Source organism: Enterobacter huaxiensis (genome assembly GCF_003594935.2).
Taxonomy (GTDB): domain Bacteria; phylum Pseudomonadota; class Gammaproteobacteria; order Enterobacterales; family Enterobacteriaceae; genus Enterobacter; species Enterobacter huaxiensis.
This window is the reverse complement of sequence record NZ_CP043342.1, coordinates 3,517,507-3,537,462: the sequence shown is the minus strand read 5'-3', so window position 1 is coordinate 3,537,462 and position 19,956 is coordinate 3,517,507. Positions and strand designations below refer to the sequence as shown.

The window sequence follows — 19,956 nt, the reverse complement described above, 5'->3', positions numbered from 1 at the left end:
TGAACAGTGAGAAACAGTCACGTCAGTGGGCGCACGGCGCCGATATGGTTGTCGGCCAGCTGGAAGCGCAGGGCGTGAAGCAGGTGTTCGGCATTCCGGGTGCGAAAATCGACAAGGTCTTTGACTCCCTGCTGGACTCCTCCATCGAGATTATTCCCGTCCGCCACGAGGCGAACGCGGCGTTTATGGCGGCCGCGGTAGGGCGGTTAACCGGCAAGGCCGGGGTCGCGCTGGTCACCTCCGGGCCGGGCTGTTCGAACCTGATCACCGGCATCGCCACCGCCAACAGCGAAGGCGACCCGGTGGTAGCGCTGGGCGGGGCGGTGAAGCGGGCGGATAAAGCCAAGCTGGTGCACCAGAGCATGGACACCGTCGCCATGTTCAGCCCGGTCACCAAATACGCTGTAGAAGTCAGTTCACCGGACGCGATTGCCGAGGTGGTGTCGAACGCGTTTCGCGCCGCCGAGCAGGGCAGGCCGGGCGGGGCGTTCGTCAGCCTGCCGCAGGATATTGTCGACCAGCCCACCGCGGGCGCGATTTTGCCCGCCAGCGGCCCGGCGCTGATGGGCCCGGCACCGGCGTCGGCCATTAACGACGTGGCGAAGCTGATTGAAAAGGCCAAAAACCCGGTTATTTTACTCGGCCTGATGGCCAGCCAGCCCGCCAACAGCGCCGCGCTGCGCACGCTGCTGGAGAAAAGCCGCATTCCGGTCACCAGCACCTATCAGGCCGCCGGGGCGGTAAATCAGGAGCACTTCACCCGCTTTGCCGGACGCGTCGGCCTGTTTAACAACCAGGCGGGCGACCGTCTGCTGCACCTGGCGGATCTGATTATCTGCATCGGCTACAGCCCGGTGGAATACGAGCCGTCCATGTGGAACAGCGGCGACGCGACGCTGGTACATATCGACGTGCTGCCCGCCTACGAGGAGCGCAGGTATGTTCCCGATCTCGAACTGGTGGGGGATATCGCCGAAACGCTGAACCTGCTCGCTAACCGCATCGACCATAAGCTCGAGCTGAGCCAGCGGGCCTCCGAAATTCTGGTCGATCGCCAGCATCAGCGCGATCTGCTCGATCGCCGCGGCGCCTCGCTCAACCAGTTTGCCCTGCACCCGCTGCGCATCGTGCGCGCCATGCAGGACATCGTGAACAGCGACGTGACGCTCACCGTCGACATGGGCAGCTTCCACATCTGGATCGCCCGCTATCTCTACAGCTTCCGGGCGCGTCAGGTGATGATCTCCAACGGTCAGCAGACCATGGGCGTGGCCCTTCCGTGGGCGATTGGCGCGTGGCTGGTGAACCCGGGCCGCAAGGTGGTTTCGGTCTCCGGTGACGGCGGCTTCCTGCAGTCGAGCATGGAGCTGGAAACCGCGGTGCGGCTCAACGCCAACGTGCTGCACATCATCTGGGTGGATAACGCCTACAACATGGTGGCGATTCAGGAAGAGAAAAAATACCAGCGTCTTTCCGGCGTGGAGTTCGGCCCGGTCGATTTCAAAGCCTATGCCGATGCCTTTGGCGCGAAGGGCTTTGCCGTGGAGAGCGCGGACGCGCTTGAGCCGACGCTGCGCGCGGCGATGGATGTCGACGGCCCTGCCGTGGTGGCCATTCCCGTCGACTACAGCGATAACCCGCTGCTGATGGGCCAGCTCCATCTCAGCCAGATTTTGTGAATCAATATAAGGACAGAGACATGCAAAAAGTTGCTCTCGTAACCGGCTCAGGCCAGGGGATTGGTAAAGCGATCGCGCTTCGCCTGGTGAAGGACGGCTTTGCCGTTGCCATCGCTGACTATAACGAAGAGACGGCGAAGGCCGTGGCCGATGAAATCATCCGCAGCGGCGGTAAAGCCGTCGCCGTGAAGGTGGACGTCTCTGACCGCGACCAGGTGTTCGCGGCGGTGGAGAAAGCCCGTACCGCGCTGGGCGGCTTCAACGTTATCGTCAACAACGCCGGGGTGGCACCGTCTACCCCTATCGAATCCATCACGCCGGAGATTGTCGACAAGGTCTACAACATCAACGTGAAGGGGGTCATCTGGGGCATTCAGGCCGCGATTGACGCCTTCCGCAAAGAGGGGCACGGCGGCAAGATCATCAACGCCTGCTCCCAGGCGGGCCACACCGGCAACCCTGAACTGGCGGTCTACAGCTCCAGCAAGTTCGCGGTGCGCGGCTTAACCCAGACAGCGGCACGGGACCTCGCGCCGCTGGGGATCACCGTTAACGCCTACTGCCCGGGCATCGTCAAAACGCCGATGTGGGCGGAGATCGACCGTCAGGTCTCCGAGGCGGCGGGTAAACCGCTCGGCTACGGAACCGAAACCTTTGCCAAACGCATTACGCTTGGCCGTTTGTCCGAGCCTGAAGACGTGGCCGCGTGCGTTTCATACCTCGCCGGGCCGGACTCCGACTACATGACCGGCCAGTCGCTCTTGATTGATGGTGGGATGGTGTTTAATTAAAAAATAACGATAAGCTCTGACATGAACTTTCCCCTGCACGATTGCAGGGGCTTTTTTTTGTCTCCTCAGCCATTGTGCATTACACTGCGCGCTGCAAAACTTTAGTCTCAGAGATCTGACAGGCGGTAACAGCGATGAACGGTACAATCACAACGTGGTTTAAAGATAAAGGCTTCGGATTTATCAAAGATGAAAACGGCGACAACCGCTATTTTCATGTGATTAAGGTCGCCAACCCTGATCTGATTAAGAAAGATGCGGCGGTGACCTTCGAGCCAACCACCAACAACAAAGGCCTTTCCGCGTATGCGGTGAAGGTGATCCCTGAAAGCAAGCACCTCTTTATCGCGGGCGAGCGCGTAAAGCTCACCTCGATCAAATCCTTCGTGGTGTTCAGCGAAGAAGAGCCGGTTGATGCCAAAATCGACAAAGAGAACGCGGTGCTGTCGGTAGGGCTGCTGATGAACAGCATCAAGCCGAAGTCCGATAAAAAGCCGGGCGAAACGCGTTCGGTGAAGAAGCTGGCGATCACCACCTTCCAGAACACGACGATGATCTTTACCGAAGACGAGATCGACATCGACGCCACGGTGAAGCTGCTGAAGTGATTTGTTGCCGGGTGGCGGCTACGCCTTACCCGGCCTACAAAAAAACCTCAACGCGGCACGAAACGTAGGCCCGGTAAGCGCAGCGCCACCGGGCACCGCCGCGCGCACTTACCCCATCCTGTGCTCACCCCTTAACATTGCCTCACGGTCAAACACCTTCTGGATCTCCCCGTGCGCCATAAACGCCGCCCGGTCGGACATATGCGCAATCACGTCCGCGTCGTGGCTCACCAGCAGATAGGTCATGCCGTGCTCGGCTTTCAGGCGGTTCAAAAGATTGAGAATTTCCGCCTGCACCGACATATCCAGCGCCGAGGTCGGCTCGTCCAGCAGCAGAAGCTGAGGCCGCAGCAGCAGCGCCCGGGCAATCGCCACGCGCTGGCGCTGTCCGCCGGAAAGCTGGTGTGGATAACGCCTGCCCGCGTCGGCTGACAAGCCAACCTGCCGCAGCGCATCCGCCACCTTTTCAGCAACCTGCTTTTCGCCGTGGATGTGTAACGGCTCCGACAGGGTGCGCTCAACGGTGTGGTTCGGGTGCAAAGAGGCCCACGGATCCTGAAACACCATCTGCACGTTGCGACGAAGCTCGCCTTCAAAACGCCGTCCTGGCCGTAGCGCGTCTCCCAGGATCGAAATGCGGCCGTTCCACTCGCGCTGCAATCCCGCCAGCACGCGCAGAATAGTCGATTTACCGCAGCCGGATTCGCCGATCAGGCTGAAAGTTTCGCCTTGCCCAATGGCAAAGCTGGCGGCGGACACCGCCGTTTTTTCACCGAAGCTCACCTGGAGCTGGTTTACCTCAACGAGGGCCATTGTTCGCCTCCTTCCACGGCTGCGAGCGGTCCAGCGTCGGCAGCACCTGGCCAAAGGTTTCCGCATTGGGCCGGCAGGTCCACAGGGTGCGCGTATACGGGTGCGTCGCCTGCGACAGCCGGTTCGCCGCCATCTCGTCAACTTTCTCACCCTGATACATTACCAGCACGCGGTCGCAGTGTTCCGCCACCAGCGGCAGGTCGTGGCTGATTAACAGCATCGCCATCTGCCGCGCCTCGCACTGCTCCACCAGCAGCTCAAGGATCTGGTTGCGAAGGCGGGCGTCCAGCGCGGAGGTGGGTTCGTCGGCGATCAGCACCTGCGGGTTGTTGATGAGCGCAATCGCAATCATCACCCGCTGGCCCATGCCCCCGGAGAGTTCGCCGGGGTAGCGCTGGAGGACATGTTCGTTGAGTCCGACGGCGCGGATGACGTCGTGAATGCGCGCCAGGCGCTCGGCGCGGGGCAGGCGCTGATGAAGCGTTAGCGCCTCATCAAGCTGGGCGGCGACGTTTTTCACCGGGTTCAGGGCGTAGCGCGGGTCCTGCAGGACCATCGCAATGCCGTTGCCGCGCAGCGCCTGCCAGCGTCGGCTGTTCAGGGTCAGCAGGTCGTTGCCGAGCACGTTAAGGCGTTTCGCGCTCACGATGCCGGGCCTACGCACCAGCCCCATCAGGGCGCGGGCGGACATTGATTTGCCCGAGCCGGATTCCCCCACCAGCGCCAGCCGCTCGTTGCCAAGCGTGAAGCTCAGGTTATTCACCACGCGCGCGGCGGGGTAGTCGATATTCAGCGCATCGACGATGACGCGTTGTTCAGTCATGCTGTGGCTCCAGTACGTCGCGCAGGCCGTCGCCCAGAAGGTTAAAGGCCAGGCTGGCAAACAGAATCGCCCCGCCCGGAATGGCGGCGATCCACCACTGGTCGAAAATGACCTGCATGCCGTCGGCGATCATCGCGCCCCATTCGGCCATCGGCGGACGCGCGCCAAGGCCGAGGAAGCCCAGCCCGGCGGCTGCCAGAATAATCCCCGCCAGATCCAGCGCCAGCCGCACAATCGCGGACGGCAGGCACAGGGGCAGAATATGGCCAACCAGCAGGCGCGGGCCGCGAATGCCCATCATCTCGGCGGCGGCGAGGTAGTCGCTGTGGCGCAGGCGCTGGATCTCGCTCCGCGCCTGACGCGCGTAGGCGGGCCAGGTGGTTAAGGCCAGCGCCAGCGCGCCGTTGACGAGCCCCGGGCCAAGCATCGCCACAAACGCGAAGGCAAGGATCAGGCGCGGCATCGACATTACCACGTCGGTAAAGCGCATCAGGATGCGCTCCAGCCAGCCGCCGTAGTAGCCGGACAAAATTCCCACCAGCAGCCCGGCGGGCAGGGTGATAACGGTGACTAGCGCCACCAGCCCGAGCGCCGGACGGGTGCCGTAAATCAGGCGTGAAAGCAGGTCGCGCCCGTAGCTGTCGGTGCCCAGCCAGTGCTGAGTATTCGGTGCCTGCAGGCGCGCTGCGGCGTCCTGCCAGTTCGGATCAAGCGGCGCGAGCCACGGCGCGAGCAGGGCGATAAGCACCAGCAGCGCGATGGCAGTCAGCCCGCAAAATGCGGCAGGGGAACGGCGCAGGCGGCGTAAGAAAAGATAAAACGGCATTAGCGCACCCTGGGATCGGTTGCCCGCACGAGCAGGTCGGTAAGGTTGTTGATCAGCACAAAGCTCACGCCAATCAGCAGCGTGCCGCCCATAATGGCGGTGGTGTCTCCGGCGAACAGGGCCGTGGTGAGATAGCGCCCGATGCCCGGCCACGAGAAGACGGTTTCTGTCAGCACCGCGCCCTCCAGCATGCTGGTGTAGGCCAGGGCAATCACCGTCAATAGGGTGCTGCGAATGTTCGGCAGCACGTGGCGCAGCAGGATGGTCATCTCCCCGGCACCCTTGGCGCGGGCGAGCAGAATGTACTCTTTGTTCATCTCGCTCAGGCAGGCGGAGCGCGTCAGGCGCGTGATGCTCGCCAGCGAGTAATAGGCCAGCAGCAGTACCGGCAGCACCAGGTGGCTGATGGCGTTGCGGAACGCCTCTCGGTCGCCGGAAAGCCAGGTATCAATCAGCGCAAAGCCGGTGCGCGGTTCCACGGTAAACTGCCAGATATCGTCCAGCCTGCCGGGGCCCGCGCTCCACTGCAGCTTCGCGTAGAACAGGGCCAGCATCAGCAGGCCGAGCCAGAAAATCGGCACCGAGTTGCCGAGTAGGGTGAGCGTTCTAATGGCTAAATCGAGCGGCGAGCCGGCGTAGCGGGCGCAAAGCACACCGGCAGTTACGCCGAGGACGGACCCGATGATTAACGCCAGCGTGGCCAGCTCCAGCGTAGCGGGGAACGCGTGGAGTAAGTCCTGCAGCACCGGCTGCCCGGTGGCGCTGGCCGTGCCTAAATCACCGTGGGCCAGGTTTTGCAGGTAGTGCCAGAACTGCACGGGCAGGGGCCTGTCCAGCCCGAGCTGGTGGCGTACCTGATCGTAGGTTGACTGGCTGGCGTGATCGCCCACGATCTGCAGCACGCGATCGACAGGTGAAAACGCCGAGAGCGCAAACGTGACGAGCAGCAGCCCGAAGAGCGTGAGCAGCAGGGTCAGCAGACCCTGAAGCACGCGGGTGGAAAGATGTGGCATGGGAAAATCATTATCCTGAAAATATGCACGGACGACCCCCTCTCCCTTTGGGAGAGGGCGGGGGTGAGGGGGAACAGGCGACTCTGTTGCGCGATGTTGCCCTCACCCCAACCCTCTCCCACGGGGAGAGGGAGAAAGGCTACTTCGTGACGCGGTCGTACCAGACCATATCCGCGTTCAGCCCCTGCTGATACCCCTTCACGTTATCGCGCACCACGATCTGGGTTTTGCCCTGATCGACGAACACGTACGGCGAGCTATGCTGCAGCTGTTCCTGCATCTTCTTGTACAGATCCAGACGCTTCGCCGGGTCCGGCTCGGCCACCGCCGCCAGCGTCGCCTTGTTCAGCTCGGGAATTTTCCAGCCGTTCAGGCCGGCCACGGTGCTGGATTTGCCGTCGTTCCACGCGAAGGCGCTGGCGTTAGAGTGGGCGTCGAAGTAGTCCGGGATCCACAGACGGATCGCCGCCTGATGCTGCTTAGCGCGCACGCGGGCATAAACCTGGCTTCCGGCTGCGGGCAGCAGATCGACCTTCACGCCGCCCTGGGCAAAGCTCGCCTGCATGGATTGCGCGATAGTGATAAACGGCGGCTTGTTCTCCACGTCCAGCGTGAAATGCGCGTCCTTAATGCCCGCTTTGGCGAGGATCTCTTTCGCTTTTGCCGGGTCAAACTTAAACGGATTATCTTCCAGCGCGCCCGGCAGCCCGACCGGCAGGAAGCTCTGGTGTACAAAGTACTGGCCTTTCAGCAGGTCTTTGGTGATGCCTTCATAGTCCACCAGCCAGCGCGAGGCTTCCCAGAACGCCGGGTTGTTCAGCAGCGGGTTGGCGCTGTTGCCGGTGTTAAACACCAGGTAATTTTGCTCGGCGGACGGAATGCTCAGCACCTTCACGCCCGGCTTGCCGTCCAGGGCGCTAATCTGGTCTGCACCCAGGTCGCGCGCCACGTCCGCGTCACCCTGCTGGATCAGCAGGCGGCGAGAGGCCGGGTCGGGAACGTTTTTGATGATGATGCTCTTCAGCTTCGGCGCGCCGCCGGGGGCGGATTCGTTGGCTTCCAGCACGATGGCCTGATGTGGCTGATAGACGCGCATTTTGAACGCGCCGCTGCCCGCCGAGTGCATTTTCAGCCAGGCGTTACCGAAGTCGTTATCCTTAACATTCGCCGCAACCTGCTTCTCATCGACGATGGAGGCAATCGGCGTGGAGAGAATATTCAGCGCCACCGACGGGCTGACGTCCGCCGTCCAGTGAAGCTGGAGGGTATGGTCGTCCACTTTTTTAAGCTGGCTGGCGATGTTGCTCGCGTCCCAGCCCAGCACGTTGAGAATAAACGCCGGAGATTTGTTCAGCGTCACGGCGCGGGTGTATGAGAAAATCACGTCTTCCGGGCGCAGCGGATTGCCGGAGGCAAATTTCGCATCGGGCTTAAGTTTGATGGTCAGGGTTTTTGCTGCCGCGTCCGCGTCCCAGCTTTCCGCCAGAATCGGGGTGATTTTTTCCGGATTATCGCGGTCCGGCTGAACCAGGCGCTGATACAGGCTCGGCACGGTCTGGATGCTGGAAAGCTCGTTGGCTTCGGCCGGGTCGAGGCTCACGATATCATCAAGGCCCTGGGCGACAACCAGCGTGTTGGGCGGAGTAGCGGCGTGGGCAGCGCTTGAGAGCGCAGCCAGCACCAGTAACGGCAGCAGTTTTTTAGTCATAGCGATCCCTGAAGAAAATATATTGTGATTGTTTTATGCTCCGCTACGGTAGGCTGACTAAGGATTTCCTCAAAGTCGAAATTCTGCTTTGCTTATGCCATCCGGGTATAACGCATTCGGCCTGGTTATTAGTCACCTCTCTTTTCGTCCGCTTTTTAACCTGCTATAACAAATCCCTTACCTTTCAGGGAGTCACCGCCGTGCCCGAAATCAATCATCATGGTCAAACCGTTAACGATATTGTTCCCGACTGGAAATGCGCGCAGGTATTAACCCGCACGGCGCTGACCGGCCAGTATTGTCGTCTGGAGCCGCTGGATGCGGACCGCCACTCTCCAGACCTGTTTGACGCCTACGCGCTGGGGGACGACAGCGACTGGACGTGGCTTGCCAGCACCCAGCCGGAAAGCCTTGAGGCCACCGCGCACTGGGTGCTGGGAAAGGTGCTGGATGATGACCTGGTGCCCTTCGCCGTTATTGATGTACAGACCGAAAAGGCCGTAGGGCTGGTGAGCTATATGGCGATCGAGCGGTTTCTCGGCTCGGTGGAAATCGGCCACGTCACCTGGTCGCGCAGGATGAAAGGCACCCGCATCGGCACCGAAGCGGTGTGGCTGCTGCTGAAAAATGCGTTTGAGCATAAGTATCGTCGGCTGGAGTGGAAATGCGATTCGATGAACACCGCCTCTCGCCGCGCGGCGGAGCGGCTGGGATTCGTCTGGGAAGGGCGGCTTCGCCAGAAGCTGGTGCGCAAAGGGCGCAACCGCGACAGCGATATGCTCTCTATTATTGATAGCGAATGGCCGCAGCGCGATGCAGAGCTGCGCGCCTGGCTGTCGGCAGATAATTTTGACGGGGAAGGGCGGCAGGTTAAGCGGCTGGAGGATTTTCGGTTATAAGAACGTGTATGTAGGGTACAGCGAAATCCGGTGATTAATCTGCCGAAATCACGATTTCAATTAAGTTGGTTTTGCCGGACTGCAGCCCCTGAGTTACCGCGGCGGCGATGTCCGCCGCCTGGGTGACCCGACAGCAGCGAATGCCCATGGCGGTGGCGAGCGACTGAAAATCGATGTGCGGGTCAACCAAATCCATTCCGATAAAGCGCCCCAGCTTCGTCGAACTGTAGGCGGGCTGGCTCTTCATAAAGTTTTTGAGAACGTTGTACTCCAGGTTATTCATGACGATAAAGGTCACGGGCAGCTCTTCGTGTGCCGCCGTCCAGAGCGCCTGCGGTGAGTAAAGGGACGCGCCGTCGCCCATCAGGCACACTACCGGCTCGCGGCCCAGCCCCAGCGAGTGGCCGACTGCCGCAGGCATACCCCAGCCCAGCCCGCCGCCGCGCATAAAGTAGTAGCGCAGGTGCTGCTGGTCCGAGATCACCCGGCGAACGTGCCTTGCCGTTGCAATCGCCTCGTCAACAATCGTGGTGCCCGGCGGAACGGATTTAATCACCTCGTATGCCGCGACCATCGGCGAAATCGCCGGGCGCAGCCGCTCGGCAGCCAGCCGCTTTTCCTGCTCCTGCCACTCTTTTTCCCGTTCGGCGCGCGCCGCTTTGAGCAGCCGCTGATGCGTTAATTTGCTTGCCACCCGGCGCTGCTCAAGCTTCGGTAACAGTTCTTTCAGGGAGAGTTTGATATCCCCCATTACCGAGAGGCGCGTCGCGTAGGTGCGGCCCAGCTCGTTCATGTCGGCGGAGAGCTGGTATACCGCGCAAGAACCCGGGATTGCGTCCCCTTCGCTGTAAAGAATGGTGATCAGGCTTCTGCCGCCGATGATAAACACCGCGTCGTAGCCATTGACGATGCCGGCGATTTCGCAGGCGGTGGTGGGCATATTGCCGCGCCAGAGCGCGTGCTGTGTGGGAAAGGGCAGATTTAACGGCCAGGAGGAGCCGTAGACGTGGGCGCCGAGCGCTTCCGCAAGCTGGACTATCTCCTGCGTTGAGCCGCTGGAGTGTACTTCATCCCCCGCCACGATCATGATCCTGCCGGGCGTAACCTGGCTCAGCTCCTCCGCCAGTTCGTCCAGCGAGCCCGCCACGGTGTGGTAGTTCACCTTAGAGGCCGTTTGTATCCCGGCGTCGCTGAGCTCCTCCATCACGTTCATCGGCAGAGAGAGCAGCACCGGGCCCGCGGGAGGGTAGCTGGCAGCATGAAAGGCGCGGCGCACCAGAACCGGGAGCTGATCGGCGCTGGTGACCTCCTGCGCCCACTTCACCACCGGCGAGCCAATGGAAACAATGTCGTCATACAGAAGCGGATCGCGCACGTAGTGCCGGGTGTCCTGCTGCCCGACGGTCACAACCAGCGGCGTTTTCATGATCCGCGAGTTGATTAAATTCCCCATGCCGTGACCGAGGCCGCTGGCGGTATGTAAATTGATAAAACCGGTCTTACCGGAGGCTTTCGCATAGCCGTCGGCAATGGCAACCACGCTGCTCTCCTGGAGTGCCAGAATATAGTGAATGTTTTCATGCCGGAGCAGGGCGTCAATCAGCGGGAGTTCCGTCGTGCCGGGGTTGCCAAATATATATTCCACGCCTTCACTCTCCAGCACGTTGAGGAGAATATCGGCACCTGAGCGCATATTTAAATCTGATAAGGACGTTAATGATTTAATCATAATGACACCTCATTCAGTATTAATTAAGTCATGCTAAAATTCTTCCTGCGTCGGTCGGACAATAATTTCATTCACATCAACGTCGTTGGGTTGTTCAATAGCAAATAAAACGGCGCGGGCAATCGCGTCTGCCGGTATGGCCTGCTTATAAAATTCATGCAGGAACTGTTTGCTCGGGGCATCAGAGCTGCCGAACTGCAGCTCGCTTTCGACCGCGCCCGGAGAAATAAGGGTGGTTCGGATGGTCCTGCCTGCCTCCTGGCGAAGGCCTTCGCTCAGGGCGCGAACCGCGAATTTCGTGGCGCTATACACCACGCCGCCGGGGGCAAGCACTTTGATACCCGCCACAGATGCCACGTTGATAATGTGGCCGCTTCCCTGGCGCTGGAATACCGGGAATGCCGCGGCGATACCGTACAGTACGCCCTTCAGGTTGGTATCAATCATCCGGTCCCACTCGTCGGTTTTTAGCTCGCTGAGGGGGGCGATAGCCATAAAACCGGCGTTATTTATCAGCACGTCGACGCGCTGGTATGCCGCGACGGCAGCATCGATGGCCTTTTGCACCTCCTCCTGCCGCGTGACGTCGGCCTTAACGGCAATCGCCTGTCCTCCCTGCTGAATGATCCGATCCACCAGGGCGTTAATCCTCTCGAGGCGGCGCGCTACCAGGACCAGCGAAAACGCCTTATCCGCTAAATAAAGAGCAATAGCCTCGCCGATGCCGCTGCTGGCGCCGGTGATAACGATAATCTTGTTTGCACTATTATTCATGATCTTATCTCACTGTTGCGTGATTCAAAAAATAAAAGGCAGGAAAGGATTAAAGAATAATGACAAATTCTTTAATCCTTAGAACGATATATTGTATATATTGAATGGGATGGCATTCGATTAAACTTAATAGAGTTCAGGAGAGAGTGTCAATAACGTTTTAAATAATTAAATTCATTGGCGTGCTAATATTTAATTCTTATATGTAAAAGTGAATATTATAGAAATAAGGTTTAGCTTTGAAAACGCTCTCTTTTCGTATCGTGGCGAAAGGTTTATTAAGACGCTCGCGGCCCTGCCAGCAGGGCCTGAGAATTAAATTTTTCCACTGTAGAGCACGGGGCCGGTGGGTTGGCCGGTGGGCGATCCCCCCTCAGGCTCGAGGCTTATGGCTATTATGGCGTCAGGAGTAAGGGTTTCGTGCTTCAGGACAACGCTCGTCGGTACAGCGTTATGCAGCAGGCCCAGGGATATCGGGGCCTCACCGGCAGGCATCAGCCAAAGCTGCAGGCTATTTTGCGCCGCGACAGCGTTCGGTCTGAGAGGGGTTATGCTCAGATACTGGCGGCGGGCGTCCGCACTGACGATCCACTGCCCGTGCTGTTGGGCATCGTTGAGCACCAGCATCGGTGCGAGTTCCGGCACGCGGGTGGAATACCAGGCTATCGCACTAACGGCGGCGATGCCGGCCGCAATCATCCAGCCGAGATAAGGCCGGTTTTGGCGCAAAGGCTTTTTCGCCGGCAGATCGAGGGCGATCCTCTTCCACACCGTCTCGGGTGGGGTAACGGGCGCGAGATGGCTGTCGAGCGTGCTGAACGTTTCCTGCCAGTACGCCACGCGGGCGGCCAGACCGGGCTCAGCGGCAAGCCTTTTCTGGAACTGAAGCCGCGCCCCGCCGCGCAGGGTGCCGAGCGCATATTCTGCTGCCAGCATGTCATCACGTTTATCGCCGTCGTTCATAGGCCCACACACTCCCGAAGATGATCCATCGCCCGGCGGATCCAGCTTTTTACCGAGCCCACGGGCTGCTGGAGCCAGTCGGCAATGTCGCTGTGGGACATGCCCTGATAGTAGGCGAGCGTAATACTCTGGCGCTGCTCGTTACTTAGATGTTCCAGACAATGTCTGAGCCGTGCTGCCTGAGCGTCGTCGTGCCAGTTATTCTGCTCATCGCTTTCGCTCAGCAGAATATCTTCGGAATACGACTCTTCACGGGCGGCAGCCCGGGTTTGCCCGCTGCGCAGCCAGTCAATACAGCGGTTGCGAACAATATGCGTGAGCCAGGTCATCGGGGAGCTCAGGGCGGCGTTATAGGTTTCGGCTTTACTCCAGACGGTGACAAAACAGTCGTGAAGGATCTCTTCTGCCCAGGCGCGATGGCGCAGCATGCGCAGCGCGACGGCAAACAGGTGAGGCGAAGTGAGTCGGTAAAGTTGTTCAAATGCGCGGCGATCGCCGTTTGCGACCGCCTGCATTAATTTCAACTGCTGTTCAGCCAGCGCGTTATCCATGTTTTTCCCGGAAGGCAACCTCACACTTCCGAAGTATAGACAACTACTTAGGCATCAGGACGGTATCAATGACGTCGATCACGCCATTTTTTTGATGAACGTCATAGGTGCTGATGTTCGCCACGTTGCCTTTACCATCTTTGAGCTGAATATTGTGCGGGCCGTTGCTCATGATCCACAGAGGCTGACCGTTAACGGTTTTCAGCTCCGCGTGGCCGCCGCCCTGTTTAATTTTCTGCTCCAGCGCTTTCATATCGTAATTACCGGCGACCACGTGATAGGTCAGGATGCTGGTGAGCAGGGCTTTATTTTCCGGCTTCACCAGATTGTCGACCGTACCCGCAGGCAATTTTGCAAACGCCGCATCGGTTGGCGCAAAAACGGTGAAGGGCCCTTTGCTCTGAAGCGTATCCACCAGCCCGGCCGCTTTGACCGCCGCCACCAGCGTGGTGTGATCTTTCGAGTTCACGGCGTTCTCAACAATATTTTTGCTCGGGAACATTTCCGCTCCGCCCACCATCACGGAGCCAGACGTCATGGCCGCTGATGCGCCTGCACAGAAGAGCAAAGCGCTGGATACCAATGCAACACTGAGTAGCTTTTTCATCATTTATCCTCGGATTAGGGAGCAAAGGCGTTGCTCACATACTCACATACGAGGGCAGGGGGGAAACTGGATGCAGGGAAATGAAAATAATTTTGGCAAGGTTAATCCCCTCTCCCCTGTGGGGAGAGGGCCAGGGTGAGGGGAATGACTTAGCGTCTTACCGGCGCCCCGTTCGCCACGTAATACGCCGCCGTGCTCTTCGCCAGCGGCCCGCGCCCGCGGATGGCGTCGGCAATCTTCTCGCCAATCATGATGGTGGTGGCGTTCAGGTTGCCGGTGATGATCTGCGGCATGATCGACGCATCCACGACGCGCAGCCCTTCCAGCCCGTGAACGCGGCCTTCGCCGTCGACCACCGCCATCTCGTCATAGCCCATCTTGCAGGTACCGCACGGGTGGAACGCGGTTTCGGCGTGGTTACGCACGAACTCGTCCAGCTGTTCGTCGGTCTGGCACTCGACGCCCGGGCTAATTTCACGACCGCGGTACTTGTCCAGCGCGGGCTGGTGCATGATCTCGCGGGTGATGCGAATCGCGTCGCGGAACTCCTGCCAGTCCTGCTCGTGGGACATGTAGTTGAACAGGATCGCCGGATACTGGTGCGGATCGCGCGACTTGATGCGCACGTGGCCGCGGCTCGGGGAGCGCATGGAGCCGACGTGGCACTGGAAGCCGTGCTCTTTTACCGCGTTCGAGCCGTTGTAGTTAATCGCCACCGGCAGGAAGTGGTATTGAATGTTCGGCCATTCAAACTCCTCGCGGCTGCGGATAAACCCGCCCGCTTCGAAGTGGTTGCTCGCGCCCACGCCTGTGCCGCCAAACAGCCACTCGGCGCCAATCTTCGGCTGGTTCCACCACTGCAGGGCAGGGTAGAGGGAGACCGGCTCTTTGCACTCGTACTGGAGGTACATCTCCAGGTGATCCTGCAGGTTTTCGCCCACGCCGGGCAGGTCGTGCACCAGCGGAATATCAAACTGCTTCAGCAGCTCTGCGCTACCCACGCCGGAGCGTTGCAGGATCTGCGGCGAGGCAATCGCCCCTGCGCACAGCAGGACTTCTTTATTTGCCGTCGCTTTGGACGGAATGGTGCTTTCGCCCTCGAGCCACTCGACGCCCGCCGCGCGCTTGCCGTCAAAGATAATATGATCGGTCATGGCGTGGGTGCGAATGGTCAGGTTCGGACGCGGCTTCGCCTGGTCCAGATAGCCGCGCGCGGTGCTGGCGCGTCGGCCCTGCGGCGTGACCGTGCGGTCCATCGGGCCGAAGCCTTCCTGCTGGTAGCCGTTGAGATCCTCGGTGCGCGGATAGCCCGCCTGCACGCCCGCTTCGACCATCGCTTCAAACAGCGGGTTCACGCCCGGTTTCGAGGTGGTGACGCTCACCGGACCGTCGCCGCCGTGGTAGTCGTTCGGCCCCACGTCGCGGGTCTCCGCCTTGCGGTAGTAGGGCAGGCAGTTGAGGTAGCTCCAGTGCTCAAGGCCAGATTCTTTCGCCCAGTTGTCCAGATCCATGGCGTTGCCGCGCACGTAGCACATGCCGTTGATCAGCGACGAGCCGCCCAGCCCTTTGCCGCGTCCGCACTCCATGCGGCGGTTGTTCATGTACGGCTCCGGCTCGGTTTCGTACGCCCAGTTGTAGCGCTTGCCCTGCAGCGGAAACGCCAGCGCGGCGGGCATCTGGGTGCGGAAATCCATACGGTAATCCGGGCCGCCCGCCTCAAGCAGCAGGACGGTGGTGTTCGGATCTTCAGTCAGTCGCGTTGCCAGTACGTTGCCGGCAGAGCCGGCCCCGATAATGATGTAGTCAAATTGCAAATAAACCTCCCGGTTAAAATATGGACTGGAATTTACCCATCTCAACCTGGATGGACTTCACCTGGGTGTAGCTCTGCAGCGTCATCACGCCGTTCTCGCGGCCAATGCCGGAGTGTTTGTAGCCGCCAACCGGCATCTCTGCGGCGGATTCACCCCAGGTGTTGATCCAGCAGATGCCCGCTTCGAGCTGATGAATAGCGCCGTGCGCGCGGTTCAGGTCGGCAGTGACGATGCCCGCCGCCAGGCCGTAGTCGGTGTCGTTGGCGCGGCGAATGGCTTCTTCTTCACCTTCATAAGTGAGGATGGACATCACCGGGCCGAAGATCTCTTCGCGCACGATGGTCATTTCGTCGGTGCAGTCGGTGAACACGGTCGGGGCGACCCACGCGCCGTTGTCAAAGCCGTCACCCTTCAGCGCATCGCCGCCGCACAGCACGCGCGCGCCTTCCTCTTTGCCTTTGGCGATGTAGCGCAGCACGCTGTCGCGGTGCGGGAAGCTGACCATTGGGCCAAAGTTGGTGTTTTCATCGAACAGATCGCCCGCGCGGATGCGGCCCACGCGCTCGACGATCTTCTGCTCAAACGCGGCCTTGAACGTCGCAGGCACGAACACGCGTGTGCCGTTGGTGCACACCTGGCCAGAGCTGAAGAAGTTCGCCATCATCGCGATGTCCGCTGCGAGATCCAGATCCGCGTCGTCGAAAATAATCAGCGGGGATTTGCCGCCCAGCTCCATCGTCACCTCTTTCAGGGACGAGGCCGCCGAGTTAGCCATCACCTTTTTGCCGCTGGCGACGCCGCCGGTAAAGGAGACTTTGGCAATGCCCGGATGTTCGGTCAGGAACTGGCCGGTCTCCGCGCCCACGCCCGGCAGGACGTTAAACACGCCGTCCGGCACGCCCGCTTCGGTGTAGATCTCGGCGAGCTTCAGGGCGGTAAGCGGGGTCACTTCGCTCGGCTTGAAGATCATCGCGTTGCCCGCCGCCAGCGCCGGGGCCGATTTCCACAGGGCAATCTGGATCGGGTAGTTCCACGCGCCGATACCCGCCACCACGCCCAGCGGCTCGCGGCGGGTGTAGACGAACGAGGTGTCGCGCAGCGGGATCTGGCTGCCTTCCAGCGCCGGGATCAGCCCCGCATAGTACTCCAGCACGTCCGCGCCGGTGACGATGTCGACGGTTGAGGTTTCAGAAAATGCTTTACCGGTGTCGAGGGTTTCCAGCTTTGCGAGCTCGTCGTTGCGCTCGCGCAGGATATCGACGGCGCGACGCAGGATGCGCGAGCGCTCCATGGCGGTCATCGCCGCCCAGATTTTTTGCCCGCGTTTTGCGCTTTCGACGGCGCGGTCCACGTCTTCGCGCCCGGCGGCCTGTACGCTCGCCAGGACTTCACCGTTGGCCGGGTTGATGGTCTCGAAGGTGCGACCGCTGGTGGCCGATGTATAACCACCATTGATATAAAGCTGCTGTTCTGCCATTCGGGACATAATTTCTCCTCGGTTAATCGGTCGGTAAATGCTGGCTGATAAAGTGGCTGGTAAGCGACTGGGCCAGGGTTTTATCCAGCGGCTTGCCGCTCAGCGCGGCGCGCAGCCACAGCCCGTCAATCAGCGCCGCCAGCCCGTAGCCCGCCTCTTCGGCCTGCTGGCGCGGCAGCTCGCGGCGGAACTCGTACACCAGGTTCGACAGCAGGCGGCGGCTGCTCACCTGCTGAAGGCGGTAGAGCATCGGCTGGTGCATGCTGCTCGCCCAGAAGGCCAGCCAGGCTTTCATCGCTGCGCCGCTGGTCTGGGTTTCATCAAAGTTGCCGCCGACAATCGCCTGCAGTCGCTGCTCCGCGCTGCCGTGCGGAAGGGCGCGTAAGCGGCTTAACACCGCGTCGCGCAGCTGGCCGGTGATGTCGCGCATGGTCGCTTCCAGCAGGCCATTTTTGTCTTTGAAGTAGTGGCTTATGATCCCGGTGGAAACGCCGGCCCGACGGGCGATCTGCGCGATGGTCGCATCATGCATACCCACCTCATTTATTGCTTCCAGCGTGGCATCGATTAGCTGCCTGCGCCGGATCGGCTGCATCCCCACTTTGGGCATTTTTGCCACTCCATTCATCAGCGTTGGTTAACCATTAAAGCGGTTTTTGATTGGACGTTCAATATAAAATGTGTCTTAATTGTTGCGGTTTTGGATTTTAATAGTTACAAAAACAGTGGGGATACTGGATGACAGACCTTTCACAGGACAGAGAAAAAGACAAAATCAACCCGGTCGTTTTTTTTACTTCCGCCGGGCTGATTTTGTTGTTTTCCCTGACGACGATCTTCTTTCGTGATTTTTCTGCCGAGTGGATTGGGCGCACCCTGAACTGGGTGTCGAAGACCTTCGGCTGGTACTATCTGCTGGCCGCGACGCTCTATATCGTCTTCGTGGTCTGCATTGCCTGCTCGCGCTTCGGTTCGGTGAAGCTCGGGCCAGAGCAGTCAAAGCCCGAGTTCAGCCTGCTGAGCTGGGCCGCGATGCTGTTTGCCGCGGGCATCGGCATCGACCTGATGTTCTTCTCGGTGGCGGAACCGGTCACGCAGTATATGCAGCCGCCGGAGGGGGCAGGGCAGACGATGGAGGCCGCGCGCCAGGCGATGGTCTGGACGCTGTTCCACTACGGCCTGACCGGCTGGTCGATGTACGCCCTGATGGGCATGGCGCTCGGATACTTTAGCTATCGTTATAATTTGCCCCTCACCATCCGCTCCGCGCTCTACCCGATCTTCGGTAAAAAGATTAACGGCCCGATAGGCCACAGCGTCGACATTGCGGCGGTGATCGGCACCATCTTTGGTATCGCGACAACGCTCGGCATCGGCGTGGTGCAGCTCAACTACGGCCTGAGCGTGCTGTTTGATATCCCGGATTCGATGGCGGCCAAGGCGGCGCTGATTGCGCTCTCCGTCATTATCGCCACCATCTCGGTGACGTCGGGCGTTGATAAAGGCATCCGCGTGCTTTCCGAGCTGAACGTGGCGCTGGCGCTGGGCCTGATCCTGTTCGTGCTGTTTATGGGCGACACCTCTTTCCTGCTCAATGCCTTAGTGCTCAACGTGGGCGACTACGTGAACCGCTTTATGGGCATGACGCTGAACAGCTTTGCCTTTGACCGCCCGGTCGAGTGGATGAACAACTGGACGCTGTTCTTCTGGGCGTGGTGGGTGGCGTGGTCGCCGTTTGTCGGCCTGTTCCTCGCGCGCATTTCGCGTGGACGCACCATTCGCCAGTTTGTGATGGGCACGCTGATTATCCCGTTCACCTTTACGCTGCTGTGGCTGTCGATTTTCGGCAACAGCGCGCTGCACGAGATCATTCACGGCAACGCAACCTTCGCGCAGGAAGCGATGGCGCACCCGGAGCGCGGCTTCTACAGCCTGCTGGCGCAGTATCCGGCGTTTACCTTTAGCGCCTCCGTGGCGACCATCACCGGCCTGCTGTTTTACGTCACCTCGGCGGACTCCGGCGCGCTGGTGCTGGGCAACTTCACCTCGAAGCTGAAGGACATCAACAGCGATGCGCCAAACTGGCTGCGCATCTTCTGGTCCGTCGCCATCGGCCTGCTGACGCTCGGCATGCTGATGACCAACGGTATCTCTGCGCTGCAGAACACCACGGTGATCATGGGACTGCCGTTCAGCTTCGTGATCTTCTTCGTGATGGCCGGGCTGTATAAATCCCTCAAGGTGGAAGACTACCGCCGCGAAAGCGCCAACCGCGACACCGCGCCGCGACCGCTAGGCGTGCAGGATCGCCTGAGCTGGAAGAAACGTCTTTCGCGCCTGATGAACTACCCGGGCACGCGCTACACCAAACAGATGATGGAGACGGTATGCTTCCCGGCAATGGAAGAGGTGGCGCAGGAGCTGAAGCTGCGCGGTGCGTACGTGGAGCTGAAAAGCCTGCCGCCGGAAGACGGCGATAACCTGGGGCACCTGGATCTGCTGGTGCACATGGGCGATGAGCAGAACTTTGTCTATCAGATCTGGCCGCAGCAGTATTCAATTCCCGGGTTTACCTACCGAGCGCGCAGCGGGAAATCAACCTACTACCGGCTGGAAACCTTCCTGCTGGAAGGCAGCCAGGGGAATGATTTGATGGATTACAGTAAAGAGCAGGTGATTACGGACATTCTGGACCAGTATGAGCGGCACCTGAACTTCATCCATCTGCACAGGGAAGCGCCGGGGAACAGCGTGATGTTCCCGGATGTTTGATTGATGACAAACGTCGGTTATTAACAGTTCAGCTGTCTTTCTTGCCGGGTGGCGCTGCGCTTACCCGGCCTACAAAACCGCTTTACCGTAGGCCTGATAAGCGCAGCGC

Annotated in this window: 18 protein-coding genes; 5 read left to right on the top strand and 13 right to left on the bottom strand. The window is 60.0% G+C overall.

The annotated features are described in order from the left end of the window. Positions 1 to 44: 44 nt before the first annotated feature. The 3 genes from alsS to D5067_RS16890 all read left to right on the top strand — a co-directional run bounded on the left by alsS (position 45) and on the right by D5067_RS16890 (position 3,078). The gene (alsS, locus tag D5067_RS16900; protein ID WP_235843239.1) at positions 45 to 1,679 is read left to right on the top strand and encodes an acetolactate synthase AlsS; all 1,635 of its coding nucleotides are present in this window, start codon (positions 45 to 47) and stop codon (positions 1,677 to 1,679) included. Between the two features lie 20 nt (positions 1,680 to 1,699). Continuing rightward, the gene (locus D5067_RS16895; protein ID WP_119935169.1) at positions 1,700 to 2,470 is read left to right on the top strand and encodes a (S)-acetoin forming diacetyl reductase; all 771 of its coding nucleotides are present in this window, start codon (positions 1,700 to 1,702) and stop codon (positions 2,468 to 2,470) included. Between the two features lie 134 nt (positions 2,471 to 2,604). After that, positions 2,605 to 3,078: a cold-shock protein gene (locus tag D5067_RS16890; RefSeq protein WP_119935168.1), complete on the top strand. Its 474-nt coding sequence runs from the start codon at positions 2,605 to 2,607 to the stop codon at positions 3,076 to 3,078. A gap of 108 nt (positions 3,079 to 3,186) precedes the next feature. Here the strand turns inward: D5067_RS16890 and D5067_RS16885 are convergent, their stop codons facing one another. From D5067_RS16885 to D5067_RS16865, 5 genes are all read right to left on the bottom strand, one after another. Further along, complete coding sequence (locus tag D5067_RS16885; protein ID WP_119935167.1) at positions 3,187 to 3,891, bottom strand: ABC transporter ATP-binding protein; 705 nt, start codon at positions 3,889 to 3,891, stop codon at positions 3,187 to 3,189. Continuing rightward, positions 3,878 to 4,714: an ABC transporter ATP-binding protein gene (locus D5067_RS16880; protein WP_119935166.1), complete on the bottom strand. Its 837-nt coding sequence runs from the start codon at positions 4,712 to 4,714 to the stop codon at positions 3,878 to 3,880. The genes D5067_RS16885 and D5067_RS16880 overlap by 14 nt, the downstream gene beginning before the upstream one ends. Then, the gene (locus D5067_RS16875; RefSeq protein WP_119935165.1) at positions 4,707 to 5,540 is read right to left on the bottom strand and encodes an ABC transporter permease; all 834 of its coding nucleotides are present in this window, start codon (positions 5,538 to 5,540) and stop codon (positions 4,707 to 4,709) included. The genes D5067_RS16880 and D5067_RS16875 overlap by 8 nt, the downstream gene beginning before the upstream one ends. Beyond that, on the bottom strand, positions 5,540 to 6,553 hold the full coding sequence (locus D5067_RS16870; protein ID WP_119935164.1) for an ABC transporter permease: 1,014 nt from the start codon (positions 6,551 to 6,553) through the stop codon (positions 5,540 to 5,542). The genes D5067_RS16875 and D5067_RS16870 overlap by 1 nt, the downstream gene beginning before the upstream one ends. Before the next feature lie 139 nt (positions 6,554 to 6,692). Further along, the gene (locus D5067_RS16865) at positions 6,693 to 8,261 is read right to left on the bottom strand and encodes an ABC transporter substrate-binding protein (protein WP_119935163.1); all 1,569 of its coding nucleotides are present in this window, start codon (positions 8,259 to 8,261) and stop codon (positions 6,693 to 6,695) included. A 200-nt stretch (positions 8,262 to 8,461) separates the two neighbouring features. Here D5067_RS16865 and D5067_RS16860 point away from each other — a divergent pair, with 200 nt between their 5' ends. Continuing rightward, on the top strand, positions 8,462 to 9,160 hold the full coding sequence (locus tag D5067_RS16860) for a GNAT family N-acetyltransferase (RefSeq protein WP_119935461.1): 699 nt from the start codon (positions 8,462 to 8,464) through the stop codon (positions 9,158 to 9,160). A 34-nt stretch (positions 9,161 to 9,194) separates the two neighbouring features. On the opposite strand, the gene D5067_RS16855 is transcribed toward D5067_RS16860, so the two are convergent. The 8 genes from D5067_RS16855 to betI form a co-directional block, all read right to left on the bottom strand. Beyond that, positions 9,195 to 10,889: a thiamine pyrophosphate-binding protein gene (locus D5067_RS16855; protein WP_119935162.1), complete on the bottom strand. Its 1,695-nt coding sequence runs from the start codon at positions 10,887 to 10,889 to the stop codon at positions 9,195 to 9,197. A 33-nt stretch (positions 10,890 to 10,922) separates the two neighbouring features. Continuing rightward, positions 10,923 to 11,663 carry an SDR family oxidoreductase gene (locus D5067_RS16850; protein WP_119935161.1) on the bottom strand — a complete coding sequence of 247 codons (741 nt, stop codon included), beginning with the start codon at positions 11,661 to 11,663 and terminating at the stop codon, positions 10,923 to 10,925. A 315-nt stretch (positions 11,664 to 11,978) separates the two neighbouring features. Continuing rightward, on the bottom strand, positions 11,979 to 12,626 hold the full coding sequence (locus D5067_RS16845) for an anti-sigma factor (protein WP_119935160.1): 648 nt from the start codon (positions 12,624 to 12,626) through the stop codon (positions 11,979 to 11,981). Further along, entirely contained in the window at positions 12,623 to 13,177 is a 555-nt protein-coding gene (locus D5067_RS16840; protein WP_119935159.1) for an RNA polymerase sigma factor, read from the bottom strand. The genes D5067_RS16845 and D5067_RS16840 overlap by 4 nt, the downstream gene beginning before the upstream one ends. Before the next feature lie 43 nt (positions 13,178 to 13,220). Beyond that, a complete protein-coding gene (locus tag D5067_RS16835) occupies positions 13,221 to 13,784 on the bottom strand; it encodes a fasciclin domain-containing protein (protein ID WP_119935158.1) in 564 nt (187 codons plus the stop codon). 149 nt (positions 13,785 to 13,933) lie between these two features. Beyond that, the gene (gene betA, locus D5067_RS16830) at positions 13,934 to 15,598 is read right to left on the bottom strand and encodes a choline dehydrogenase (RefSeq protein ID WP_119935157.1); all 1,665 of its coding nucleotides are present in this window, start codon (positions 15,596 to 15,598) and stop codon (positions 13,934 to 13,936) included. A gap of 13 nt (positions 15,599 to 15,611) precedes the next feature. Beyond that, positions 15,612 to 17,084, bottom strand: a complete 1,473-nt coding sequence (gene betB, locus D5067_RS16825) for a betaine-aldehyde dehydrogenase (RefSeq protein ID WP_119935156.1) — start codon at positions 17,082 to 17,084, stop codon at positions 15,612 to 15,614. 13 nt (positions 17,085 to 17,097) lie between these two features. Next, a complete protein-coding gene (gene betI / locus D5067_RS16820; protein WP_119935155.1) occupies positions 17,098 to 17,685 on the bottom strand; it encodes a transcriptional regulator BetI in 588 nt (195 codons plus the stop codon). A 128-nt stretch (positions 17,686 to 17,813) separates the two neighbouring features. Between betI and betT the strand changes: the two genes are divergently transcribed. Further along, positions 17,814 to 19,847, top strand: a complete 2,034-nt coding sequence (betT, locus tag D5067_RS16815) for a choline BCCT transporter BetT (RefSeq protein ID WP_119935154.1) — start codon at positions 17,814 to 17,816, stop codon at positions 19,845 to 19,847. Positions 19,848 to 19,956: the final 109 nt, after the last annotated feature.